Source organism: Pseudomonas sp. AC211 (assembly GCF_979258055.1).
Genome location: NZ_OZ409830.1, coordinates 4,038,925 through 4,057,333 on the forward strand (window position 1 = coordinate 4,038,925; position 18,409 = coordinate 4,057,333).

Sequence of the window (18,409 nt, forward strand, 5' to 3'; positions counted from 1 at the left end):
TGCAGAACGGCCGGATGTTGTAGCCCATCGGTAACCACTTCGACAACGGCCACTAGCGGAGTTGCAGAACAGGAAGCACAACCAAAAAAGATTTCCGCCCCCCCCCCCCCGCCGCTCCAGATCGAGCGAGCTAGGTCTGGCAAGGCGGAAATCAATTTACGAGCGCAGTGGGCTGTAGCCCATGAGCATTGGAAATTGGTTTTCAACGCAGCCAGACCGACGCGCAGCCGATCGCTTAGGAACACAAAAAAAAAGGGCCCTCAGGGGGGCCCATTTCTGTCCTCTGCTGGCGATTGTGTCGCCGCCTGTCTCGCCCGCCTGGTTGGGCAGTGCGGACCCGGTTGCCGAGGCGACCCGGTGGGATCGGCGGCTCTGGCGCGCCTGATTGAGCGGGCCAGTTGGACTTGCGTCCGGGTCATTTAACTTGAAGGAAAGTGTAGGCCTGACCGTGCGACACAGGATTGCGAATATTGCTGATCGATAGGCCGCTTGCGCAATCTTTAGCTCATAACGCACCATGTCGCGCAATTAACACCGAATGGGGCGCCATCTTGAACAACCTAGACCGCTACGACCTGAACATACTGGCCGAATTACAGCGCGACGCGCGCATTTCCAATCAGGAACTGGCCGAACGGATCGGCCTGTCGCCCTCGCCCTGCTCGCGCAGGGTCAAGCAGTTGGAAGATGACGGCTACATTCTTCGACAAGTAGCGCTGCTGGATCGCAAGAAGCTGGGGCTGAGCCTGACGGCGTACGTGAACATCGGCATGGACCGACATACGCCCGAGCGTTTCGAGCACTTCGAAGCGGTGATCACCCAGTGCCCGGAAGTGCTGGAGTGTTGCCTGGTGACCGGCATGGACGCGGACTACCAACTCAAGGTGGTGGTGCCGGATATGGACCATTACCAGAAGTTCCTGCTGGGCCAGCTCACGCGCATCGAAGGCGTCACCAGCGTGCGGTCGAGCTTCGTGCTCAACCAGGTAATCTCCAGCACCCAACTGCCGTTACAACACCTGCGCAGCTAAACGCTTGCCCCGACAACCTGCGGCCACAGATGTGGAGGCTGACGTATAATCGCCCGCCAACGCCCGGCCTTGAGGCCTGCGGCAGTATGGTTGTGTCTGACGAATACCTGAGGTTGTGATGGAACCGGAAAAGTTTGAAGAGTGGATGATGATCATCCTGGTCGGCGGCCTGGTGATATTCATGGCCTTTATCGTGTGGGACCTGGCAAAAAAATCCAAAGCCGGCCGCTACGGCACCATGGTCCTGTTCCTCGCCCTGGGCCTGGGCGTGTTGGGCTTCATCATCAAGACCGTGGTGATTGGAAGCCTGGAAGGCTTCTAGAGCCGAGCAGGAATTTGCGCGCTGGTTGGGTTGGTCGCGCTCGGTGAGCCACGCGCACCGCCCAACCTACGACGAACGACTCAAAGCCGTGCCTCAACCGCCTTCCACTCCCCCAACCCCAGCCCCTCGATACTCCACGGCCCAATCCGCACCCGTACCAGCCGCAACGTCGGCAGCCCCACTGCCGCTGTCATCCGCCGCACCTGGCGGTTGCGCCCTTCCTGATCACCAATTCCAACCACGACGTCGGAATGCTCTTGCGAAACCGCACCGGCGGATTGCGCTCCCACAGTTCAGGTTCGGCCAGTTGCCGCGCTTCAGCCGGCAAGGTCGGTCCGTCATTCAAGGTCACGCCATCACGCAATTGTTGCAGCTGCGCTTCGGTCGGCTCGCCTTCGACCTGCACCCAATAGGTTTTCGCCAGTTTGTGTTTGGGGTCGGCAATTCGCGCTTGCAGCTGCCCATCGTTGGTCAGTAGCAGCAGCCCTTCACTGTCGCGGTCCAGCCGCCCGGCCGGGTAAACGCCGGGCACCGCAATAAAGTCTTTGAGCGTGCTGCGGCCCTGCTCATCGTTGAACTGGGTCAGCACGTCGAACGGCTTGTTGAACAGCAACAACGTCGGCTCAGCCGGCGGCGCTTTGGCGACGCGGCGGGGAGCTGGGCGGGCGGGACGAGGCGGGCGCGACATGAACAATCCAGGGCAACGAGCAGGCTGCACAGTGTAACGCGAGGCCATGCACGCACCATCAACCGGGCTTATCTCGCTTCATCATTTGCCGTCTATGGTTATGCTGCTGCGTTGCGCCGTCTAACCCACAAGGAATCCTTGCATGAGCACGTCCGAGGTCGAGAAGTTCACCGGTTGGGCCGCTACCGCGCCCAAAGCCCCGCTGCAGTCGTATGAATACGATCCAGGCCCGCTCGCCGCCGAAGATGTTGAAGTGGCGGTGGAGTTCTGCGGCATCTGCCACTCCGACCAATCGATGATCGACAACGAATGGGGCCGCACCCGCTATCCGTTCATTCCCGGCCACGAAGTGGTCGGCACCGTGGTGCGCATGGGCGACCAGGTGCGCGGCCTCAAACTTGGCCAGCGTGTGGGCATCGGCTGGAACAAAGGCAGCTGCATGCACTGCGCTTCGTGCATGGAAGGTTCGCACCAGCTGTGTCGCACCGTGCAACCCACCATCATCGGCGGCAATGGCGGCTTCGCTGATCGCCTGCGCGCCCATTGGGCCTGGGCGATTCCGATTCCAGAGGCCATCGACCCAAGCTTGGCCGGCCCGCTGTTTTGTGCCGGCTCAACGGTGTTCAGCCCGCTGGTGGACTTGGACATCAAACCCACCGACCGCGTCGGCGTGGTTGGCATCGGCGGCCTCGGTCACCTGGCACTGAAATTCCTCAATGCGTGGGGCTGCGAAGTCACGGCGTTTACCTCCTCGCCAAGCAAGCAGGAAGAAGCCCAGCGCCTGGGCGCGCACAAGGCTGTCGCGTCCACCGACAGCGCGGCGATGAAAGCGATCGCCGGCACTCTAGATTTCCTGCTCGTCACCGCCAGCGCTGATCTGGACTGGAACAGCCTGCTCGCCACCTTGCGTGGGCGTGGCCGGTTGCACTTTGTCGGCATCGTGCCGAGCGCCATTCCGGTGCACGTGTTCAGCTTGATTCCCGCGCAAAAAGCCATCTCCGGCTCGCCCGTAGGCTCACCGGCCAACATGGCGAAAATGTTGGAATTCTGCGCCCGTCATCAAATCGTGCCTCAGGTGGAAATGTTCCCCATGAGCAAAGTGAACGACGCCATCGATCACCTGCGCGCCGGCAAAGCCCGTTACCGCGTGGTGCTCGACGCCAGCAAATAACGCGCTGCGTTGAGTTGCAAAACATGTAAGGGAGCAGGCAAACCCAAGCGGCCATGCTAGGTTTGCCTGCATCTTCCCCCTGCGAGTTTCGTCGATGCCACGTAACCTCCGCCCCACCTGGTTACTGAGCCTGCTGACCCTGGCCGGCTGTAACAACTCCGCTTACCAAGGCCCCGCCAGCGACCACTTCGATGGCGAGCGCTTCCGCAACATTCAACCCACCCCGGAAAAAAGCCTGCGCGACCTGCTCAAGTGGCAGCTCAACCGCGAGCGCACCGACGCCTGGGTCAGCCAACCGGCGGCAAAAACTCCGCCCGTGCTGGCGCAGCGGGTGATGGGCGATGCGCTTCAAGCCACTTACATCAACCACGCCACCGTGCTGTTGCAACATCAGGGCCTGAACATTCTCACGGACCCGGTGTGGTCCGAGCGGGTCAGCCCGTTCACGTTTATTGGCCCGAAACGCTTCCAGCAACCGGGGCTGAGCATTGAGCAGTTACCGCCGATTGACCTGATTCTCGTCAGCCACAACCACTACGACCACCTTGACCTGGAAAGCCTGCGCAAACTGGCGCTGCGCTTTCCGACAGCCAAAGTGGTCACGGGCCTGGGCAACGGCGCGCTGATCAAGCAGACCGGCTTTACCGACGTGGCAGAGATTGATTGGTGGCAGGAACTGGCCATCAGCCCGACCCTCAGCGTGCATGGCGTGCCTGTGCAGCATTGGTCGTCACGCACCCGCAGCGATACCAACCACACGCTGTGGCTGGGCTTTGTGCTGCAAGCGCCGAGCGGCCCGCTGCTGTTCCCCGGCGACACGGGGTTGGGGCCGGAATTCAAACTGATCAACGAACGGTTCGGGCCGATGCGCTTCGCGCTGTTGCCGATCGGCGCCTACGCGCCACGCTGGTTTATGCGCGACCACCACATGAACCCCGACGACGCCGTGCAGGCGCACCGGCAATTGCAGGCCAAAAACAGCATGGCCATTCACTTCGGCACCTTCCGCCTCACCGATGAAGGGCAGTTCGCCCCGCCGGCGGATCTGGCGGCGGCGTTGCAGGAGCAGGACGTGGACCCGCAGAGCTTTCGCGTGCCGCAGCCGGGGGATTCGTGGGCCATTCCTTGAGCATGCCCTCGGTGGGTAACGCTTTGAGACGGTGATTTCAACAGCATCGCGGCTGAAGCCGCTCCCACAGGGGCGGTATTTATCCTGTGTGAGCGGCTTGGTTGTTCGCGAGCGGGGAATGTCCACGGTTGTGGGTTCCCTTGGAGATTCTGGATTCCCGCCTTCGCGGGAATGACGGCGTTTGCTGTGTTGTCCTCTGAACGGGGCGGCCGATTTTGCCCACAATCGAAACCTGTGGGAGCGGCTTTAGCCGCGATGCTCTTTTCCAAAAGCATCGCGGCTAATCGGAACGCCGCCCAGCCGCGCCCAAAGGGTTAACGACGAAATTTCCCGCCTTATCTAAACGGCGGCTCGTCGAAGCTGCGCAGTTTGCGTGAGTGCAGTGAGTCGAGCTGAGTGCGCATCAGGTCGAGGGCGGCGATGCCGATGTGCAGGTGTTGGTTCACCGCTCGCTCGTAGAACGCGCCCGCCGCGCCCGGCAGTTTGATTTCGCTGTGCAACGGTTTGTCCGATACGCACAACAACGTGCCGTACGGCACCCGCAACCGATAGCCCTGGGCGGCGATGGTGCCGCTTTCCATGTCCACGGCAATGGCGCGAGCCAGGTTGATCAGCGGCCGTTCCTGCGCCCAGCGCAGTTCCCAGTTGCGGTCGTCGTACGTCAATACCGTGCCGGTACGCAGACGCCGTTTCAGCGCTTCGCCCTTTTCGCCGGTAACGGCAGCGGCGGCTTCCTGCAAGGCCAGTTGCACTTCGGCCAGGGCCGGAATCGGCACGTGCGGCGGCACCACGCGGTCCAAAATGCCGTCGCGGCGCATATAGGCGTGGGCCAGCACGTAGTCGCCAATGGTTTGCGACTGACGCAAGCCGCCGCAGTGACCAATCATCAGCCAGCAGTGCGGGCGCAAAACGGCCAAGTGGTCGGTGATGTTTTTCGCGTTCGAGGGGCCCACGCCGATATTTACCAGCGTCACGCCATGGCCATCCGCGGCGATCAGGTGGTAAGCCGGCATTTGATAACGGTGCCACACCACGGCATCGGCAACCGCTTGCGCGTCTTCTTCGGACGTACCGCGCTCAATGATCACGTTGCCCGGCAAGACCATCCGTACAAAGCGCGGGTCGTCGCGCAGTTGCGCCAGGCCGTGGCGAATGAATTGGTCAACGTAGCGGTGGTAGTTGGTCAGAAGAATCCACGGCTGCACATGGCGCCAGTCGCTGCCGGTGTAATGCACCAGCCGGCGCAGGGAAAAGTCCACCCGAGCGGCGTCGAACAGGGCCAGCGGCAGTGGGTCGATGTTTTGCCAATCGTACAAGCCGTCGGCGATACCGTCGGTGGCGGCTGACAGATCGGTGCTTGGGAACACGCGCGACAATTCCGCTGCGGTCACGCCCGAACCAGCCAGTTCATCGCCGCCTTCCACCACGTAGGGGTACGGAATGTCCTGTTGGCTCACGCCGACTTCCACCTGCACGGTGAAGTCGTTCATCAATGGGCGCAGTTGTTCGAGCAGGTACTTACGAAACGCCGCCGGGTGGGTGACGGTCACGCTGTAGGTGCCAGGCACCTGCACTTTGGCGTAGGCGCGCACGGTGGTCGGCACTTCGCCTTGGCACAGGTAGGTCAGGCGCAGTTCGGGGTAGCGGAACAGACCGCGTTGGCTCGGGTCCGGTTTGACCCGATCCTTGAGGTACGCCTTGAGCGCCTGGCTAAGGCCATCCACGGCCCGCTGATGCAACTCGGCCAGGCGTTCAACGGCGTCTTCGGGGGTGTGGGCGATAACAAAACTGTCGGTATTGCTGGTCACGATCGGCCTTCCTGTCTGGACTCGCATGCGGCCTATCTTGCCTGCATCGTTCGCAAAAGGCATGACTGTGGGGAAGGCTTCAGCCGCGATTCCTGGAAAAGGCAATCGAGACTGAAGCCTGCCCCGCATCGATCACGTGGCATCACCCCATAACATGGGGCGTGCTGCGTGCGACCAACGCTTCCACGTCCGCACCGCGCGGCAAGGTGCCGTAAGCGCGGCCGCCCTGGCCCAGGCGGCTGGCGATAAATGCGTCAGACACCACCGCATTGCCGCTTTCCAGCAGCAGTTTGGCTTGCAAGCCGACCGCGACATCTTCGGTGAGCTGACGGGCGCGGTACTGAATGTCGGCGGTGTCGCGAAAGCCGGCCTTCAGCCCGTCGATATGCGCTTTCAGGCGCGCGTCGCCGTGACCGTCGCCCAGTTCGCTGAATAGCACGTCAAGCACGCCCGGCTCTTTCGACAAGGCGCGCAGTACGTCCAGGCACTGCACATTGCCGGAGCCTTCCCAGGTCGAGTTCACCGGCGCTTCGCGGTATAGGCGCGGCAAAATGCTGTCTTCCACATAACCGGCGCCGCCCATGCATTCGGCGGCTTCGTTGATCATGGCCGGCGCGCGTTTGCAGATCCAATACTTGCCTACGGCCGTTACCAGGCGGGCGAATTTGTCTTCGCCTTCGTCATGGGCGTTATCCAGCGCTTTGGCCATGCGCAGGCTCAGCGCGATGGCGGCTTCGCTTTCCACGGCCAAATCGGCCAGCACGTTTTGCATCAAGGCTTGTTCGCTGAGCACGCGGCCGCCCACGGTGCGGTGCGCGCAGTGGTTGGCGGCCTGGCTCAACGCTTGGCGCATCAGGGCGCTGGAGCCGACCATGCAATCGAAGCGGGTCATCGACACCATTTCGATAATGGTCGGTACGCCGCGCCCTTCTTCGCCCAGCATCCAGGCCAGCGCGCCGCGGTATTCCACTTCGCTGGAGGCGTTGGAGCAATTGCCGAGCTTGTTTTTCAGGCGCTGGATGTAGAACTCGTTGCGGGTGCCATCCGGGCGATGACGCGGCAGCAGGAAGCAGCTCAAGCCTTTGTCGGTTTGCGCCAGGGTAAGGAAGGCGTCGCACATGGGCGCCGAGCAGAACCACCCTATGCCCGACCAATTCGTAAGCCTGACCGGGGCCAGGAACGCCGACCGGATAGGCGCGCGTAGTGTTGGCGCGCACGTCGGTGCCGCCCTGCTTTTCGGTCATGGCCATGCCGATGGTGACGCCGGCCTTCTGCGCCATCGGCACGTTGCGCGGGTCGTATTGGGTGGCGAGCACTTTCGGCACCCACACCTCGGCGACGTCGGGTTGCATACGCAGCGCCGGCACGCTGGCGAAGGTCATGGTCAGCGGGCAGCCGGTGCCGGCTTCGGCCTGGCTGTGCATATAAGTCATGGCAGCGCGGGCGACGTGGGCGCCAGGGCGAGGGTCGGTCCAGGGCAATGACGGCAGGCCGTGTTCCACCGCCGCCTTCATAAGCTCGTGGTAGGCGGGATGAAACTCCACTAGGTCGATGCGGTTGCCGTAGCGGTCGTGGCTTTTGAACACCGGTTTGTTTTCGTTGGCGAGAAACCCGGCCGCCATCAGCGGGCCGCCAGCTAAAGCGCCGTAGGCATCGATGCGGTCGTGGGCCCAGCCGCCGCCGAAGTGACGCGTCCACTCCTGCAGCGGCAGGTCGGCGCGGTACAGGTTGATGCCGTCGAGCGACGGCGGCTGATTGCTCACTTCGTGGGTTTCGGCAAACGCGGCGTAGCTATTAACGGCAGTGCTCATGGCTGTGACTCCTCGGCGGCAAGGGCGCGTAGACAAAAGGAAACAAGGGCGGCGCTGACGTCCGCCAGTTGCAGAGCGGGCTCGCCCGCTTCGCGAGCGGCGCGGGCTTGCGGTGAAAGCGGACCGACCAGCGCTTCGCTAATAGCGCCCACCAGGCAGGCGGCGCTGACCGCCACCGACGAGGTTCGAAACGCGCCAGTGGCCACGCCCTGTTCGATAACGGTGCTGAGTTGAGCGGCGTACGCCTCGCGAAATTCGAGGCGGCGTTCATCCACTTCCGGGTCCACAGGTTCGGCGATCAGGGCGAATGCCAGTTGACGGCTTTGCCAGGCACGGGCGGCGAATTGCTCAAGGGCGCCGGCCAGGCGTTTTGGTTCGCTGCCCGGCAGTTGCAGCGCGCTGGCCATGGCGTCGACTTCACGCTGGCTGGCCCGGGCAAATACCTCGGCCGCCAGTTCGCCCTTGCCGCGAAAGTGCCGGTACAGGCTGCCCGTGGCGATGCCCACGCGCTCGGCGAGGGTTTGCATGGTTAAGGCGGCGAAACCGCCTTCCACCACCAGCAACAAGGCGCAGTCGAGGATGCGCTCGCGTTGCTCCTGATCGCGGTCAATGCGAGCGGCGCTGTGTCGGTAGGCCATAGTCTGAATCCTGATTCATTTGGCGCCAGTGAATCAGGATTCAGAGTTTGGAAAGAAGGGGCATTCTGGCCAAAAGAAAGGGGTCAAACGGAGGGGCCCTGTAGGAGCGGCTGGGCGGCATTCCGATTAGCCGCGATGCTTTTGACTGATGCGTCTGGACCAATCGCGGCTAAAGCCCCTCCCACAGGATCAGAGTCGCGCTTAAGAAATCCGCGCCGGCGCTGGCGGCTCCAGGCTCAGCAGCCAGTCATGCAGCAACGCTTGCAGCTGTTCAAATTTCACCGGCTTGGCCAGGTAGTCGCTCATGCCAGCGGCCAAACAGCGCTCGCGGTCGCCGCTGTGGCTGTGGGCGGTGATGGCCAGCACTGGCAACTCGGCGCAGTTGGACATCGCACGCAAGGCGCGGCAGGTGGCAAAGCCGTCCATGACCGGCATCTGGCAGTCGAGCAGCACGGCGTCTACCGGCTCTCGGCGCAGCAGTTCAAGGGCATCGCTGCCGTTGTCGGCGCAGCGCACGCGGTAGCCGAGCTTGAGCAACATGCCGCGCATCACCAGTTGGTTGATGCCGTTGTCTTCCACCACCAACACCGTGCACTCCTCCGGCCGGCGCAGGGCCTGGCCGCCACCGCGGCGTGCTGGCTCACGGGACGGCGCGCTGGCGAGATGGTTGCCGCTATTGGAGAGAAACAGCGGCACGGTGAGTTCGAAGTGACTGCCCTCGCCCACTTCCGAGGTGTGGCTCAAGCCGCCGCCCATCAGGCTGACCAGCTTGCGGCAAATCGCCAAACCCACGCCCAAGCCGCCGTATTCCCGAGTCATCGAGCCGTCGAGCTGGTGGAAGCGCTGATACAGCGAGCCATCTTTCGGCGTGCTGAACCCGATGCCGCTGTCGATGACGCCCACTTTCAGCACCAACCCTTCGCGCCCCCGCTCCACCGCCGCCACGCGCAATGTCACGGCGCCGCCCGGGGTGAATTTGATCGCGTTGTCGAGCAGGTAACCGATGCATTGGCTGAGCTTGCCGGCGTCGCCTTCCAGGGTGTCGGGGAGGCTTTCGTCCATTTCCAGCGTGAAGCCCAGCCCTTTCTCTTCGGCACGCGGGGCGAACTGGCTGCGCAGGCCGCCAAACAGACCGCGCAGGCTGAAGGGTTCACGCCACGGGTACAGCTTGCCGGCTTGCAGTTCGGTGAGAGTGAGGATGTCGCTGACCATGCGCATCATGTCGCGCGCCGAGGCGCTGGCGGTTTTGGTACTGCTCCAGCTCGACGTCCATGGGCACGGTTTGCATCAGCTCCAGCGAGCCAATAACGCCGTTCATGGGGGTGCGCAATTCATGGGTGACGGTGGCCAGGAATTCGTCTTTCAGGCGGTTGCTGTTGGCGAGTTCAAGGTTGAGGGTTTCTAGTTTGCGGCCCGAGTCATAAAGGATTCGCGCGCGCTCTTCTTTCATGGAATTGATGCGGTCGGCCAAGGCCAGCGACAGCAGCCCCACTTCAATCGCTGAGCCGATCTGGCTGGCGTACATGGTGAGGAACACGTTGGGCAGGTAGCCGAGCACCATCAAGGTGTTGATCACGCCGCCAATCAGGAAAGTGGTCCAGGCAAAGATGAAATAGCGCGCCACGCGCATGCCGCGACGCCAGGCAATCAGGCCGGCGGTAAACACCACAACCGTGAATAGCAGCGCAAGGTACGTGGCCAGGCGCAGCGACACGCTGTAACTGACGGTGAGCGCCAATACCATCACCAGCGCGCCCACGGCCATAGCGCCAGCAACGTGCGGTCCACCCACGGACTGTGCTCGCCGGTGTGCAAAAAGGTGCGCGCAAACTGACAGCCGAACAGCGTCGCCGAGCCAATCAGGAACGGCGTGGAGGCGTTCGCCCACCACGGGTTGTCGGGCCAGAAATATTCGATGCCGGCGCCATTGACCGACACCTGATACAGCCCGAACGAGGCGATGTAGAGGATGTAATAGAGGTAGCTCGGGTCGCGCACGCTGAGGAAGATGAACAGGTTGTAAATCAGCATGCCCAGCAGCACGCCGTAGATGATGCCGAGCAGGTAGATGCGCCCGGGCATCTGTTCCATGTACACCTTCGGTGACCACAGATTGAGCGGCGCCTGAATCGAGCCCTGACTTTGAATGCGCAGGTAAACGCGTTGCGGCTGATACGGCTGCAAGTTGATTTCGAACAGGTAGTTATTCTGTTTGATCTGCCGGCTGTCGAAGGGCAATGCATCGCCGGTGCGCTCGGCCAGTTGGAAGCCGCCGCGGCCATCGGGCAGATACAGGTCGAGATGATCGAGCGGCGGATACGCCAATTCCAGCAGCCAGGGTTGCTGGCCGAGCAGCGCTTGCGGGCGGTAAGCGAGGTCGATACGCAGCCAGAACACCGAGTGCGAGTAACCGGAGTTGAGCACCGGTTTGTCGTGGCGGCGGAAGTTGGCTTGCAGTGCCGGCGAGGTGATGTCGTTGATGGTGGCGTCGCCGCGCACATCCTCGAACACGTCCATTTCCTGACCGAGCACGAGCTGGGTGGTGTACTCGTCGAATTCGACCGCGTGGGCCAGGTTCGTCAGTAAACACAGAACAAGTAGAAGACCGTAGCGCATGCTGCCCCGCAAAGGCCTGGCGGTTGACGTCGGAGCCCCATCTCCGTAAGTGACGTCACCTGCCGACCTGATTTATTCAAAAATGGGGGTCACTCTAGCATAGCCGCCCTACGCTGAAAGCCGCCCCCAGCAAGGCATCGCGAGTGCCAGCAGCGATACTGGCCACCTGCTTCAGCGCAAAAGGGTGGTGCCCCATTCGTTGCCTGTGTCATCTCATTACTCACCCTGTGAACAGAGCGCCCGCCTGGGGCAAAAAAGGTGAAAAGTGATAAGCTCGCGCACCATGACTACCTATACCTCCCGCCCCGTTGTTCTCTGCCTTTCCGGTCACGACCCGAGTGGCGGCGCCGGCCTTCAGGCCGATATCGAAGCCCTGCTTGCGCAAGGCTGCCACGCCGCTCCGGCGGTAACCGCGTTGACCGTGCAAGACACCGTTAACGTCAGCGACTTCCGCGTGCTTGACCGCGAATGGGTGCTGGCCCAGGCCCATGCGGTGATCGCCGACATGCCGGTCGCCGCCGTCAAGCTGGGCATGCTCGGCTCGGTGCAGATGGTCGAAACCGTGCTGGAAATCATGCAGAAATTGCCCGGCGTTCCCCTGGTATGCGACCCCGTGCTGCGAGCCGGCGGCGGCGGCGCGTTGGGCAAGGATGAAGTGGGCTTCGCCATGCGCGAGCGCTTGCTGCCGGTGGCCACCATCGCCACGCCTAACCTGCCCGAAGCGCGCATTCTCGCCGAACTGCCTGAAGGCACGGCCGATGAGTGCGCGGCCAAACTTTGCCGTTCTGCCAGCACCTGCTGATCACCGGCGGCCATGGCGATGAAGCGCAAATACACAACCGTCTTTACAGCCGCGACGGCAGCCAGCACACCTTCACCTGTGAGCGTCTGCCGGGCAGTTATCACGGCTCGGGCTGCACGTTGGCCAGCACCCTTGCCGGCCGGCTCGCTCAGGGCGAAGCGCTGGTGAGCGCGGTGCAGTCGGCGCTGGCCTATACCTGGCGCACCTTGCGCGATGCCGAGCAGTTGGGCCGTGGCCAGTACGTGCCGCGCCGCTTGCCGCTGGACTTCAACTCGTGACGCTGCGTGGCCTGTACGCCATCACCGACAGCCAGTTACTGGCCGGGGGCAAGCTGCTGCCGTATGTGGAAGCCGCCCTCGACGGTGGCGCCACGCTGCTGCAATACCGGGACAAAAGCAGCGACGAAGCCCGTCGCCTGCGCGAAGCCCAAGCGCTGAAAAACCTCTGCGAGCGCTACGGTGCCCACCTGTTGATTAATGACGATGCCGAGCTTGCCGCGCGCTTGGGCGTTGGCGTGCACCTCGGCCAGGGCGACGGCTCGTTGTCCGCCGCTCGCGCACTGCTGGGTCGTAAAGCCATCATTGGCGGTACGTGCCTGGCGCAGCTTGAGCTGGCCCAGCAGGTCGCCCGCGAAGGGGCGAGCTACGTGGCTTTCGGCCGCTTCTTTAACTCGCAGACCAAGCCGGGCGCCCCGGCTGCCACCCTCGAGTTGGTGCAGCAAGCGCGCGCCAGCGTGCAGTTGCCGATCTGCGCCATTGGCGGTATCGACCTGGAAAATGCCGCACCTCTGGTGGCCGGCGGGGTCAGTTTGTTAGCCGTCATTCACGCCCTGTTCAGCGCCGACAGCGCCCAGGAAGTGAACCGCCGCGCCCGCGCCTTCAGCGCCCTGTTTCAGTCGTAACCGTCGAATTCCAGTGCGCCGGCAGGTCAGCCTGCCCGCCGCCATCTGTTCAGTTAAAGGAGTCTGCCCATGACCCAGTCCCGTTCCGAAGCCCTGTTCGCCAGCGCGCAAAAACACATTCCCGGCGGCGTTAACTCGCCCGTGCGCGCATTCCGCAGCGTCGGCGGCACGCCGTTGTTCTTCAAGCACGCGTCCGGCGCCTATGTGATGGACGAAGACAACAAGCAGTACGTTGACTACGTGGGCTCGTGGGGCCCGATGATTCTCGGCCACAGCCACCCGGACGTGCTGGAAGCGGTGCGCAAGCAGCTCGAACACGGCCTGTCGTATGGCGCGCCAACCGCCATGGAAACCGAAATGGCAGAGCTGGTGTGCTCGATCGTGCCGTCGATGGAAATGGTCCGCATGGTCAGCTCCGGCACCGAAGCGACCATGAGCGCCATCCGCCTGGCCCGGGGCTTCACCGGCCGCGACAGCATCATCAAATTCGAAGGCTGCTACCACGGCCACTCCGACAGCCTGCTGGTGAAAGCCGGCTCTGGCGCCCTGACTCAAGGCGTACCCAGTTCGGCCGGCGTACCGGCGGCCTTCGCTAAACACACCCTGACCCTGCCCTTCAACGACATCGGCGCCGTCGAGCAAATGCTCAGCGAAGTGGGCAACGAGGTGGCGTGCATCATCGTCGAGCCGGTGGCCGGCAACATGAACTGCGTGCCGCCCGCGCCGGGCTTTCTTGAAGGCCTGCGCGAGCAGTGCGACAAGCACGGCGTGGTGCTGATTTTCGACGAAGTAATGACCGGTTTCCGCGTCGCCCTCGGCGGCGCTCAGGCGCATTACGGCGTGACGCCAGACCTGTCCACGTTCGGCAAGATCATCGGCGGCGGCATGCCGGTCGGCTGCTTCGGCGGCAAGCGCGAAATCATGCAGCAGATCGCCCCGCTCGGCCCGGTGTACCAAGCCGGCACGCTGTCGGGTAACCCGCTGGCGATGGCGGCCGGTTTGACCACGCTGAACCTGATTCGCCGTCCGGGCTTCCATGACGAGCTCACCGCCTACACCAGCCGCATGCTCGATGGTCTGCAACAACGCGCCGACGCGGCCGGTGTGCCGTTCGTAACGACGCAGGCGGGTGGCATGTTTGGCCTGTACTTCAGCGGCGCTGACGACATCGTCACCTTTGACGACGTGATGGGCAGCGATTCCGAGCGCTTCAAGAAATTCTTCCACCTGATGCTGGAAGGCGGCGTGTACCTGGCGCCAAGCGCCTTCGAAGCCGGCTTTACCTCCATCGCCCATGGCGACAAAGAGCTGCAAATTACCCTCGACGCCGCCGAGCGCGCGTTCGCGGCCCTGCGCTGATGCAATACAGCACCGCAGCGTCCGATGCGTTGTTGGCCCTGGCCTGTCTGGCCAGCGTGCTGGGCATTTGGCGCAGCCGGCGCTGGGGCGAGAAACCGTTGCGCGCCACCTGGCTGGCGGTGATCGCGGCCTTGCTGGTGACCGGCGTCACAGCGGCAGTGGGCGTACTGCATTTCGGCGTGAACGAAAGCTGGCAACCCTTGCACGCCAGACTCAGCCAGGCGAGCAGCCTGCTCGCCCTTCCGGCCCTCGGCGTGGCGGCGCTGACGCTGGTGCGCGGCTGGCATTGGCAGCGGTTGGGGTGGTGCTGGGTGATCATCAGCTTCAGCGTTTTGTTCGAAGGTGCCAAACGCTGGGGATTGCTTGGCAGCTACACACTTCTACTCAACCTGGCCACGTTGCTGATGCTGCTTTACGCGGGCGTTACGCAAGGCGGTAAAGCGCTGCCAGCAGCGGCGGTTGCGGTGACGCTGTTTATCGTCGCGGGACTGGTGGTCGGCACTCAGGGAAACTTCGGGCCGCTTCTGCGGGTCGACTTGTTTCATGGGCTGCTTAGCGTTGCGTATCCGCTGTTGGCCTGGTTGCTGCTGCACTTGCACGGCCGCCAGGGTGTGACAGAGGGGACACAAAAGTCGGTAAACACTTTGTAACGGGCGCCCGGCTTATTCCATAATGCGCGGGCCGTCGCGTTCCGTCGGCCGGGCCTGGCCCGCACTGTTTGATGAGGCGTGTTGATTGTTATGAATTGCATCGGCCGCACCCTGTCCCTGGGCTGCCTGTTGCTTTTGCTGCCACTGGTTGCATCGGCGGGCGGCAACTCCTTGCTGATTCCGGCCGCTGGCCGCTGTTCGCTCAACACCCTTCCTGAAGACCAGGCGGAAGCCTTGGCCTCCTGCCAGCAAGCCGCTCAAAGTGGCGACCCCGAAGCCCAATACGAACTTGGCGAGTATTACTACGATGGCCAACGCACGCCGCGTGACTTGCCGCAGGCGTTAACCCTGTTCGAGCAAGCGTCGCTGCAAGGCCACGCACAAAGCCAGTATCGGCTGGGGATGATGTTCTTCCGCGGCGAAGGCGTGCCGGCCAACAATGTGCAGGCGTATATCGTGCTGAAGATGGCGGCGGTAAACGGTGCCGAAGATGCGTTGGATACGGCCGACCAGGTCGCCGCGCAAATGCCCCGCGAGCAGTTGGAGATCGCCACGCAGGTGCTGGGGCAGATTTTCCGTAATTACTTGATTGAGTTGCAGACGGCGGACGGTGGTTCGCCGTTTGCGCCCCTCCCTTAACAGCATCGCGGCTGAAGCCGCTCCCACAGGGAGTTGAGCGTTCGGCAGTGTAATTATCGACAAACAAAAAGGGCGCCTCACGGCGCCCTTTTTGTTTGGCCCATCACCTCATTGGTGATACGGCGCCGACAGCTCATGCACCGCTTCCAGGAACGCGCCGGCATGGGTCGGGTTCACTTCCGGCGTGATGCCGTGACCGAGGTTGAACACGTGGCCGCTGCCCTTGCCGTAACTGGCCAGAATGCGCGCCACTTCGTTGCGAATGGCCGCGGGCTGGGCGTAGAGCACGGTGGGGGTCCATGTTGCCTTGCAGCGAGACCTGCGCACCCACGCGACGGCGGGCTTCGCCGATGTCGCACGTCCAGTCCAGGCCCAGCGCGTCGGCACCGGCGTCGGCGAGCGACTCTAGCCACAGCCCGCCGTTCTTGGTGAACAGAATCACCGGAATCTTGCGACCTTCGTGCTCGCGAATCAGACCGCTGACGATCTTTTTCATATAAGCCAGCGAGAACTCCAAGTACGCCGCCGACGACAAGTTGCCGCCCCAGGTATCGAAAATCTGCACGGCTTGGGCGCCAGCGCGGATCTGACCGTTGAGGTACTGAGTGACCGACTGCGCCAGCTTGTCGAGCAGCAGGTGCATGGCCTGCGGGTTGTCGTAAAGCATGGCCTTGGATTTGCGGAAGTCCTTGGAGGAGCCGCCTTCAACCATATAGGTCGCCAGCGTCCACGGGCTGCCAGAGAAACCAATCAACGGCACGCGGCCATTGAGAGCGCCGCGAATGGTGCGCACGGCGTCCATCACATAACCGAGGTCTTTTTCCGGATCGGGAATTGGCAGGGCTTCAACGTCGGCCAGGCTGCTGATCACCTTCTTGAAACGCGGGCCTTCGCCGGTTTCGAAGTACAGGCCTTGGCCCATGGCGTCGGGAATGGTGAGGATGTCGGAGAACAGAATGGCCGCATCCAGTTGTGGGTAGCGGTCGAGTGGTTGCAGGGTCACTTCGCAAGCGAATTGCGGGTTCTGCATCAATCCCATGAAATCGCCCGCCTTGGCGCGGCTGGCGCGGTACTCCGGCAAGTAACGACCGGCCTGGCGCATCATCCACACCGGGGTGACATCGACAGGCTGTTTCAACAAGGCACGTAGGAAGCGGTCGTTCTTCAGGGTGGTCATGTCATTTCCTGAGAAAAAGTAGGCAGCAAAAAAAGTGCCGGCATTTTCGCAGAGCGCACAGCAAAAGGCACGGCGGGTGCCGTGCCTTTTGTCTATGGAGTCAATTTGTCGCTGGTGTGAAGCCTGAAACCAACTGTAGCAGCGGCCGGACGGCGATCCGCTTCAGCCGCGATGCTCGGGATTTCTAGAGCATCGCGGCTAAAGCCGCTCCCACACGAGGTGAAGTCGGGGATTAAACCTCGAGGTAGTCGAGAATCCCTTCCGCCGCCTGGCGACCTTCAAAGATCGCCGTAACCACCAAGTCCGAACCGCGCACCATATCGCCGCCCGCGAAAATCTTCGGGTTGCTGGTCTGGTGTTTGAACTTGGATTGCTCCGGCGCGATCACGCGGCCTTGGCTGTCGGTCTGAATGCTGAACTGCTCGAACCACGGCGCCGGGCTTGGACGGAAGCCGAAGGCGATCAGCACGGCTTCCGCCGGGATGATTTCCTCGGAGCCTGGAATCGGCTCGGGGCTGCGACGGCCACGGGCATCCGGCTCGCCGAGACGGGTCTCGACCACCTTCACGCCTTCGACTTTGTCTTCTCCGACAATGGCGATTGGCTGGCGGTTGTAGAGGAATTTCACGCCTTCTTCCTTGGCGTTCTTCACCTCTTTGCGCGAGCCGGCATGTTCTCTTCGTCACGACGATAAGCACAGGTTACCGACTTGGCGCCTTGGCGAATGGAGGTGCGGTTGCAGTCCATCGCCGTGTCGCCGCCGCCGAGTACGACGATGCGCTTGCCCTTCATGTTGATGAAGTCTTCCGGCGCCTTCTCGAAACCGAGGTTGCGGTTGACGTTGGCGATCAGGAAATCCAACGCATCGTGCACGCCGGGCAAGTCTTCACCGGGGAAGCCGCCCTTCATGTAGGTGTAGGTGCCCATGCCCATGAACACGGCATCGTATTCTTCGAGCAGCTGGTCGACGGTGACGTCTTTGCCCACTTCGGTGTTCAGGCGGAACTCGATACCCATGCCGGTGAACACTTCACGGCGGCGGGTCAGTACGCTTTTTTCCAACTTGAACTCGGGGATGCCGAAGGTCAGCAGACCACCGATTTCTGGGTTCTTGTCGAACACCACCGGCGATACACCGTTACGCACGAGCACGTCGGCGCAACCCAGGCCAGCAGGACCGGCGCCGATGATGGCGACGCGTTTGCCGGTCGGTACGACTTTGGACATATCCGGACGCCAGCCCATGGCGAACGCGGTGTCGGTGATGTACTTCTCCACCGAACCAATGGTGACCGCGCCGAAACCGTCGTTAAGGGTGCACGCCCCTTCGCACAGACGGTCTTGCGGGCACACGCGGCCGCACACTTCCGGCAGGGTGTTGGTTTGATGCGACAGCTCGGCAGCGGCCAGAATATTGCCTTCCGATACCAGCTTCAGCCAGTTCGGAATGAAGTTGTGCACGGGGCACTTCCACTCGCAATACGGGTTACCGCAGCCCAGGCAACGATGCGACTGGTCAGCGGCGTGGGCCGGTTTGAAGGGCTCATAGATCTCGACGAATTCCTTCTTGCGCTGGCGCAAGAGCTTCTTCTTCGGATCTTTGCGCCCGACATCGAGGAACTGGAAGTCGTTGTTCAGACGTTCAGTCATTGTAAAAACCTCATCAC

10 protein-coding genes and 6 pseudogenes are annotated in these 18,409 nt (G+C 62.5%); 9 read left to right on the forward strand and 7 right to left on the reverse strand.

The genetic code is table 11. From position 1 onward, the window contains the following. Positions 1-551: 551 nt before the first annotated feature. Together ACZZZP_RS19160 and ACZZZP_RS19165 are read left to right on the forward strand one after the other, a co-directional pair. Positions 552-1,031: an Lrp/AsnC family transcriptional regulator gene (locus ACZZZP_RS19160; RefSeq protein ID WP_122494463.1), complete on the forward strand. Its 480-nt coding sequence runs from the start codon at positions 552-554 to the stop codon at positions 1,029-1,031. A gap of 118 nt (positions 1,032-1,149) precedes the next feature. Beyond that, positions 1,150-1,353, forward strand: coding sequence for a DUF2788 domain-containing protein (locus tag ACZZZP_RS19165; RefSeq protein WP_463383767.1), 204 nt, complete (start codon positions 1,150-1,152; stop codon positions 1,351-1,353). 80 nt (positions 1,354-1,433) lie between these two features. Here the strand turns inward: ACZZZP_RS19165 and ACZZZP_RS19170 are convergent. Then, positions 1,434-2,041 (reverse strand): annotated as a pseudogene (locus ACZZZP_RS19170) (pseudouridine synthase). 142 nt (positions 2,042-2,183) lie between these two features. Between ACZZZP_RS19170 and ahr the strand changes: the two are divergent. Beyond that, positions 2,184-3,212, forward strand: a complete 1,029-nt coding sequence (gene ahr / locus ACZZZP_RS19175; protein WP_463383769.1) for an NADPH-dependent aldehyde reductase Ahr — start codon at positions 2,184-2,186, stop codon at positions 3,210-3,212. Positions 3,213-3,306: 94 nt separating this feature from the next. After that, positions 3,307-4,341, forward strand: coding sequence for an MBL fold metallo-hydrolase (locus ACZZZP_RS19180; protein ID WP_463383770.1), 1,035 nt, complete (start codon positions 3,307-3,309; stop codon positions 4,339-4,341). 335 nt (positions 4,342-4,676) lie between these two features. On the opposite strand, the gene amn is transcribed toward ACZZZP_RS19180, so the two are convergent. From amn to ACZZZP_RS19200, 4 genes and pseudogenes are all read right to left on the reverse strand, one after another. Further along, positions 4,677-6,149 carry an AMP nucleosidase gene (amn, locus tag ACZZZP_RS19185; RefSeq protein ID WP_241000574.1) on the reverse strand — a complete coding sequence of 491 codons (1,473 nt, stop codon included), beginning with the start codon at positions 6,147-6,149 and terminating at the stop codon, positions 4,677-4,679. A 142-nt stretch (positions 6,150-6,291) separates the two neighbouring features. After that, positions 6,292-7,960 (reverse strand): annotated as a pseudogene (locus tag ACZZZP_RS19190) (acyl-CoA dehydrogenase family protein). After that, positions 7,957-8,598: a TetR/AcrR family transcriptional regulator gene (locus tag ACZZZP_RS19195; protein WP_463383772.1), complete on the reverse strand. Its 642-nt coding sequence runs from the start codon at positions 8,596-8,598 to the stop codon at positions 7,957-7,959. Before ACZZZP_RS19195 ends, ACZZZP_RS19190 begins: the two are co-directional and overlap by 4 nt. A gap of 201 nt (positions 8,599-8,799) precedes the next feature. Continuing rightward, positions 8,800-11,214: pseudogene (locus tag ACZZZP_RS19200) on the reverse strand (hybrid sensor histidine kinase/response regulator). 283 nt (positions 11,215-11,497) lie between these two features. Here ACZZZP_RS19200 and ACZZZP_RS19205 point away from each other — a divergent pair. The 5 genes and pseudogenes from ACZZZP_RS19205 to ACZZZP_RS19225 all read left to right on the forward strand — a co-directional run bounded on the left by ACZZZP_RS19205 (position 11,498) and on the right by ACZZZP_RS19225 (position 15,565). Next, positions 11,498-12,294: pseudogene (locus tag ACZZZP_RS19205) on the forward strand (hydroxymethylpyrimidine/phosphomethylpyrimidine kinase). Continuing rightward, positions 12,291-12,917 (forward strand): thiamine phosphate synthase, encoded by a 627-nt coding sequence (thiE, locus tag ACZZZP_RS19210; RefSeq protein ID WP_463383775.1) that lies wholly within the window; start codon positions 12,291-12,293, stop codon positions 12,915-12,917. The pseudogene ACZZZP_RS19205 and the gene thiE overlap by 4 nt, the downstream one beginning before the upstream one ends. 69 nt (positions 12,918-12,986) lie before the next feature. Beyond that, positions 12,987-14,276, forward strand: coding sequence for a glutamate-1-semialdehyde 2,1-aminomutase (hemL, locus tag ACZZZP_RS19215; protein ID WP_463383776.1), 1,290 nt, complete (start codon positions 12,987-12,989; stop codon positions 14,274-14,276). Beyond that, a complete protein-coding gene (locus ACZZZP_RS19220) occupies positions 14,276-14,926 on the forward strand; it encodes a DUF6962 family protein (protein WP_463383777.1) in 651 nt (216 codons plus the stop codon). The genes hemL and ACZZZP_RS19220 overlap by 1 nt, the downstream gene beginning before the upstream one ends. Positions 14,927-15,016: 90 nt before the next feature. Next, a complete protein-coding gene (locus ACZZZP_RS19225; protein ID WP_122494486.1) occupies positions 15,017-15,565 on the forward strand; it encodes a tetratricopeptide repeat protein in 549 nt (182 codons plus the stop codon). Positions 15,566-15,673: 108 nt separating this feature from the next. On the opposite strand, the pseudogene hemE reads toward ACZZZP_RS19225, so the two are convergent. Continuing rightward, positions 15,674-16,742: pseudogene (hemE, locus tag ACZZZP_RS19230) on the reverse strand (uroporphyrinogen decarboxylase). Between the two features lie 232 nt (positions 16,743-16,974). Then, a pseudogene (locus ACZZZP_RS19235) lies at positions 16,975-18,392 on the reverse strand (FAD-dependent oxidoreductase). Positions 18,393-18,409: the final 17 nt, after the last annotated feature.

Excerpts from the sequence above, each read along its gene's own strand:
- ACZZZP_RS19195 (WP_463383772.1), bottom strand. The coding sequence starts at position 8,598 with ATGGCCTACCGACACAGCGCCGCTCGCATTGACCGCGATCAGGAGCAA.
- hemL (WP_463383776.1), top strand. The coding sequence starts at position 12,987 with ATGACCCAGTCCCGTTCCGAAGCCCTGTTCGCCAGCGCGCAAAAACAC.
- ACZZZP_RS19180 (WP_463383770.1), top strand. The coding sequence starts at position 3,307 with ATGCCACGTAACCTCCGCCCCACCTGGTTACTGAGCCTGCTGACCCTG.
- ACZZZP_RS19165 (WP_463383767.1), top strand. The coding sequence starts at position 1,150 with ATGGAACCGGAAAAGTTTGAAGAGTGGATGATGATCATCCTGGTCGGC.
- ahr (WP_463383769.1), top strand. The coding sequence starts at position 2,184 with ATGAGCACGTCCGAGGTCGAGAAGTTCACCGGTTGGGCCGCTACCGCG.
- ACZZZP_RS19225 (WP_122494486.1), top strand. The coding sequence starts at position 15,017 with ATGAATTGCATCGGCCGCACCCTGTCCCTGGGCTGCCTGTTGCTTTTG.
- ACZZZP_RS19220 (WP_463383777.1), top strand. The coding sequence starts at position 14,276 with ATGCAATACAGCACCGCAGCGTCCGATGCGTTGTTGGCCCTGGCCTGT.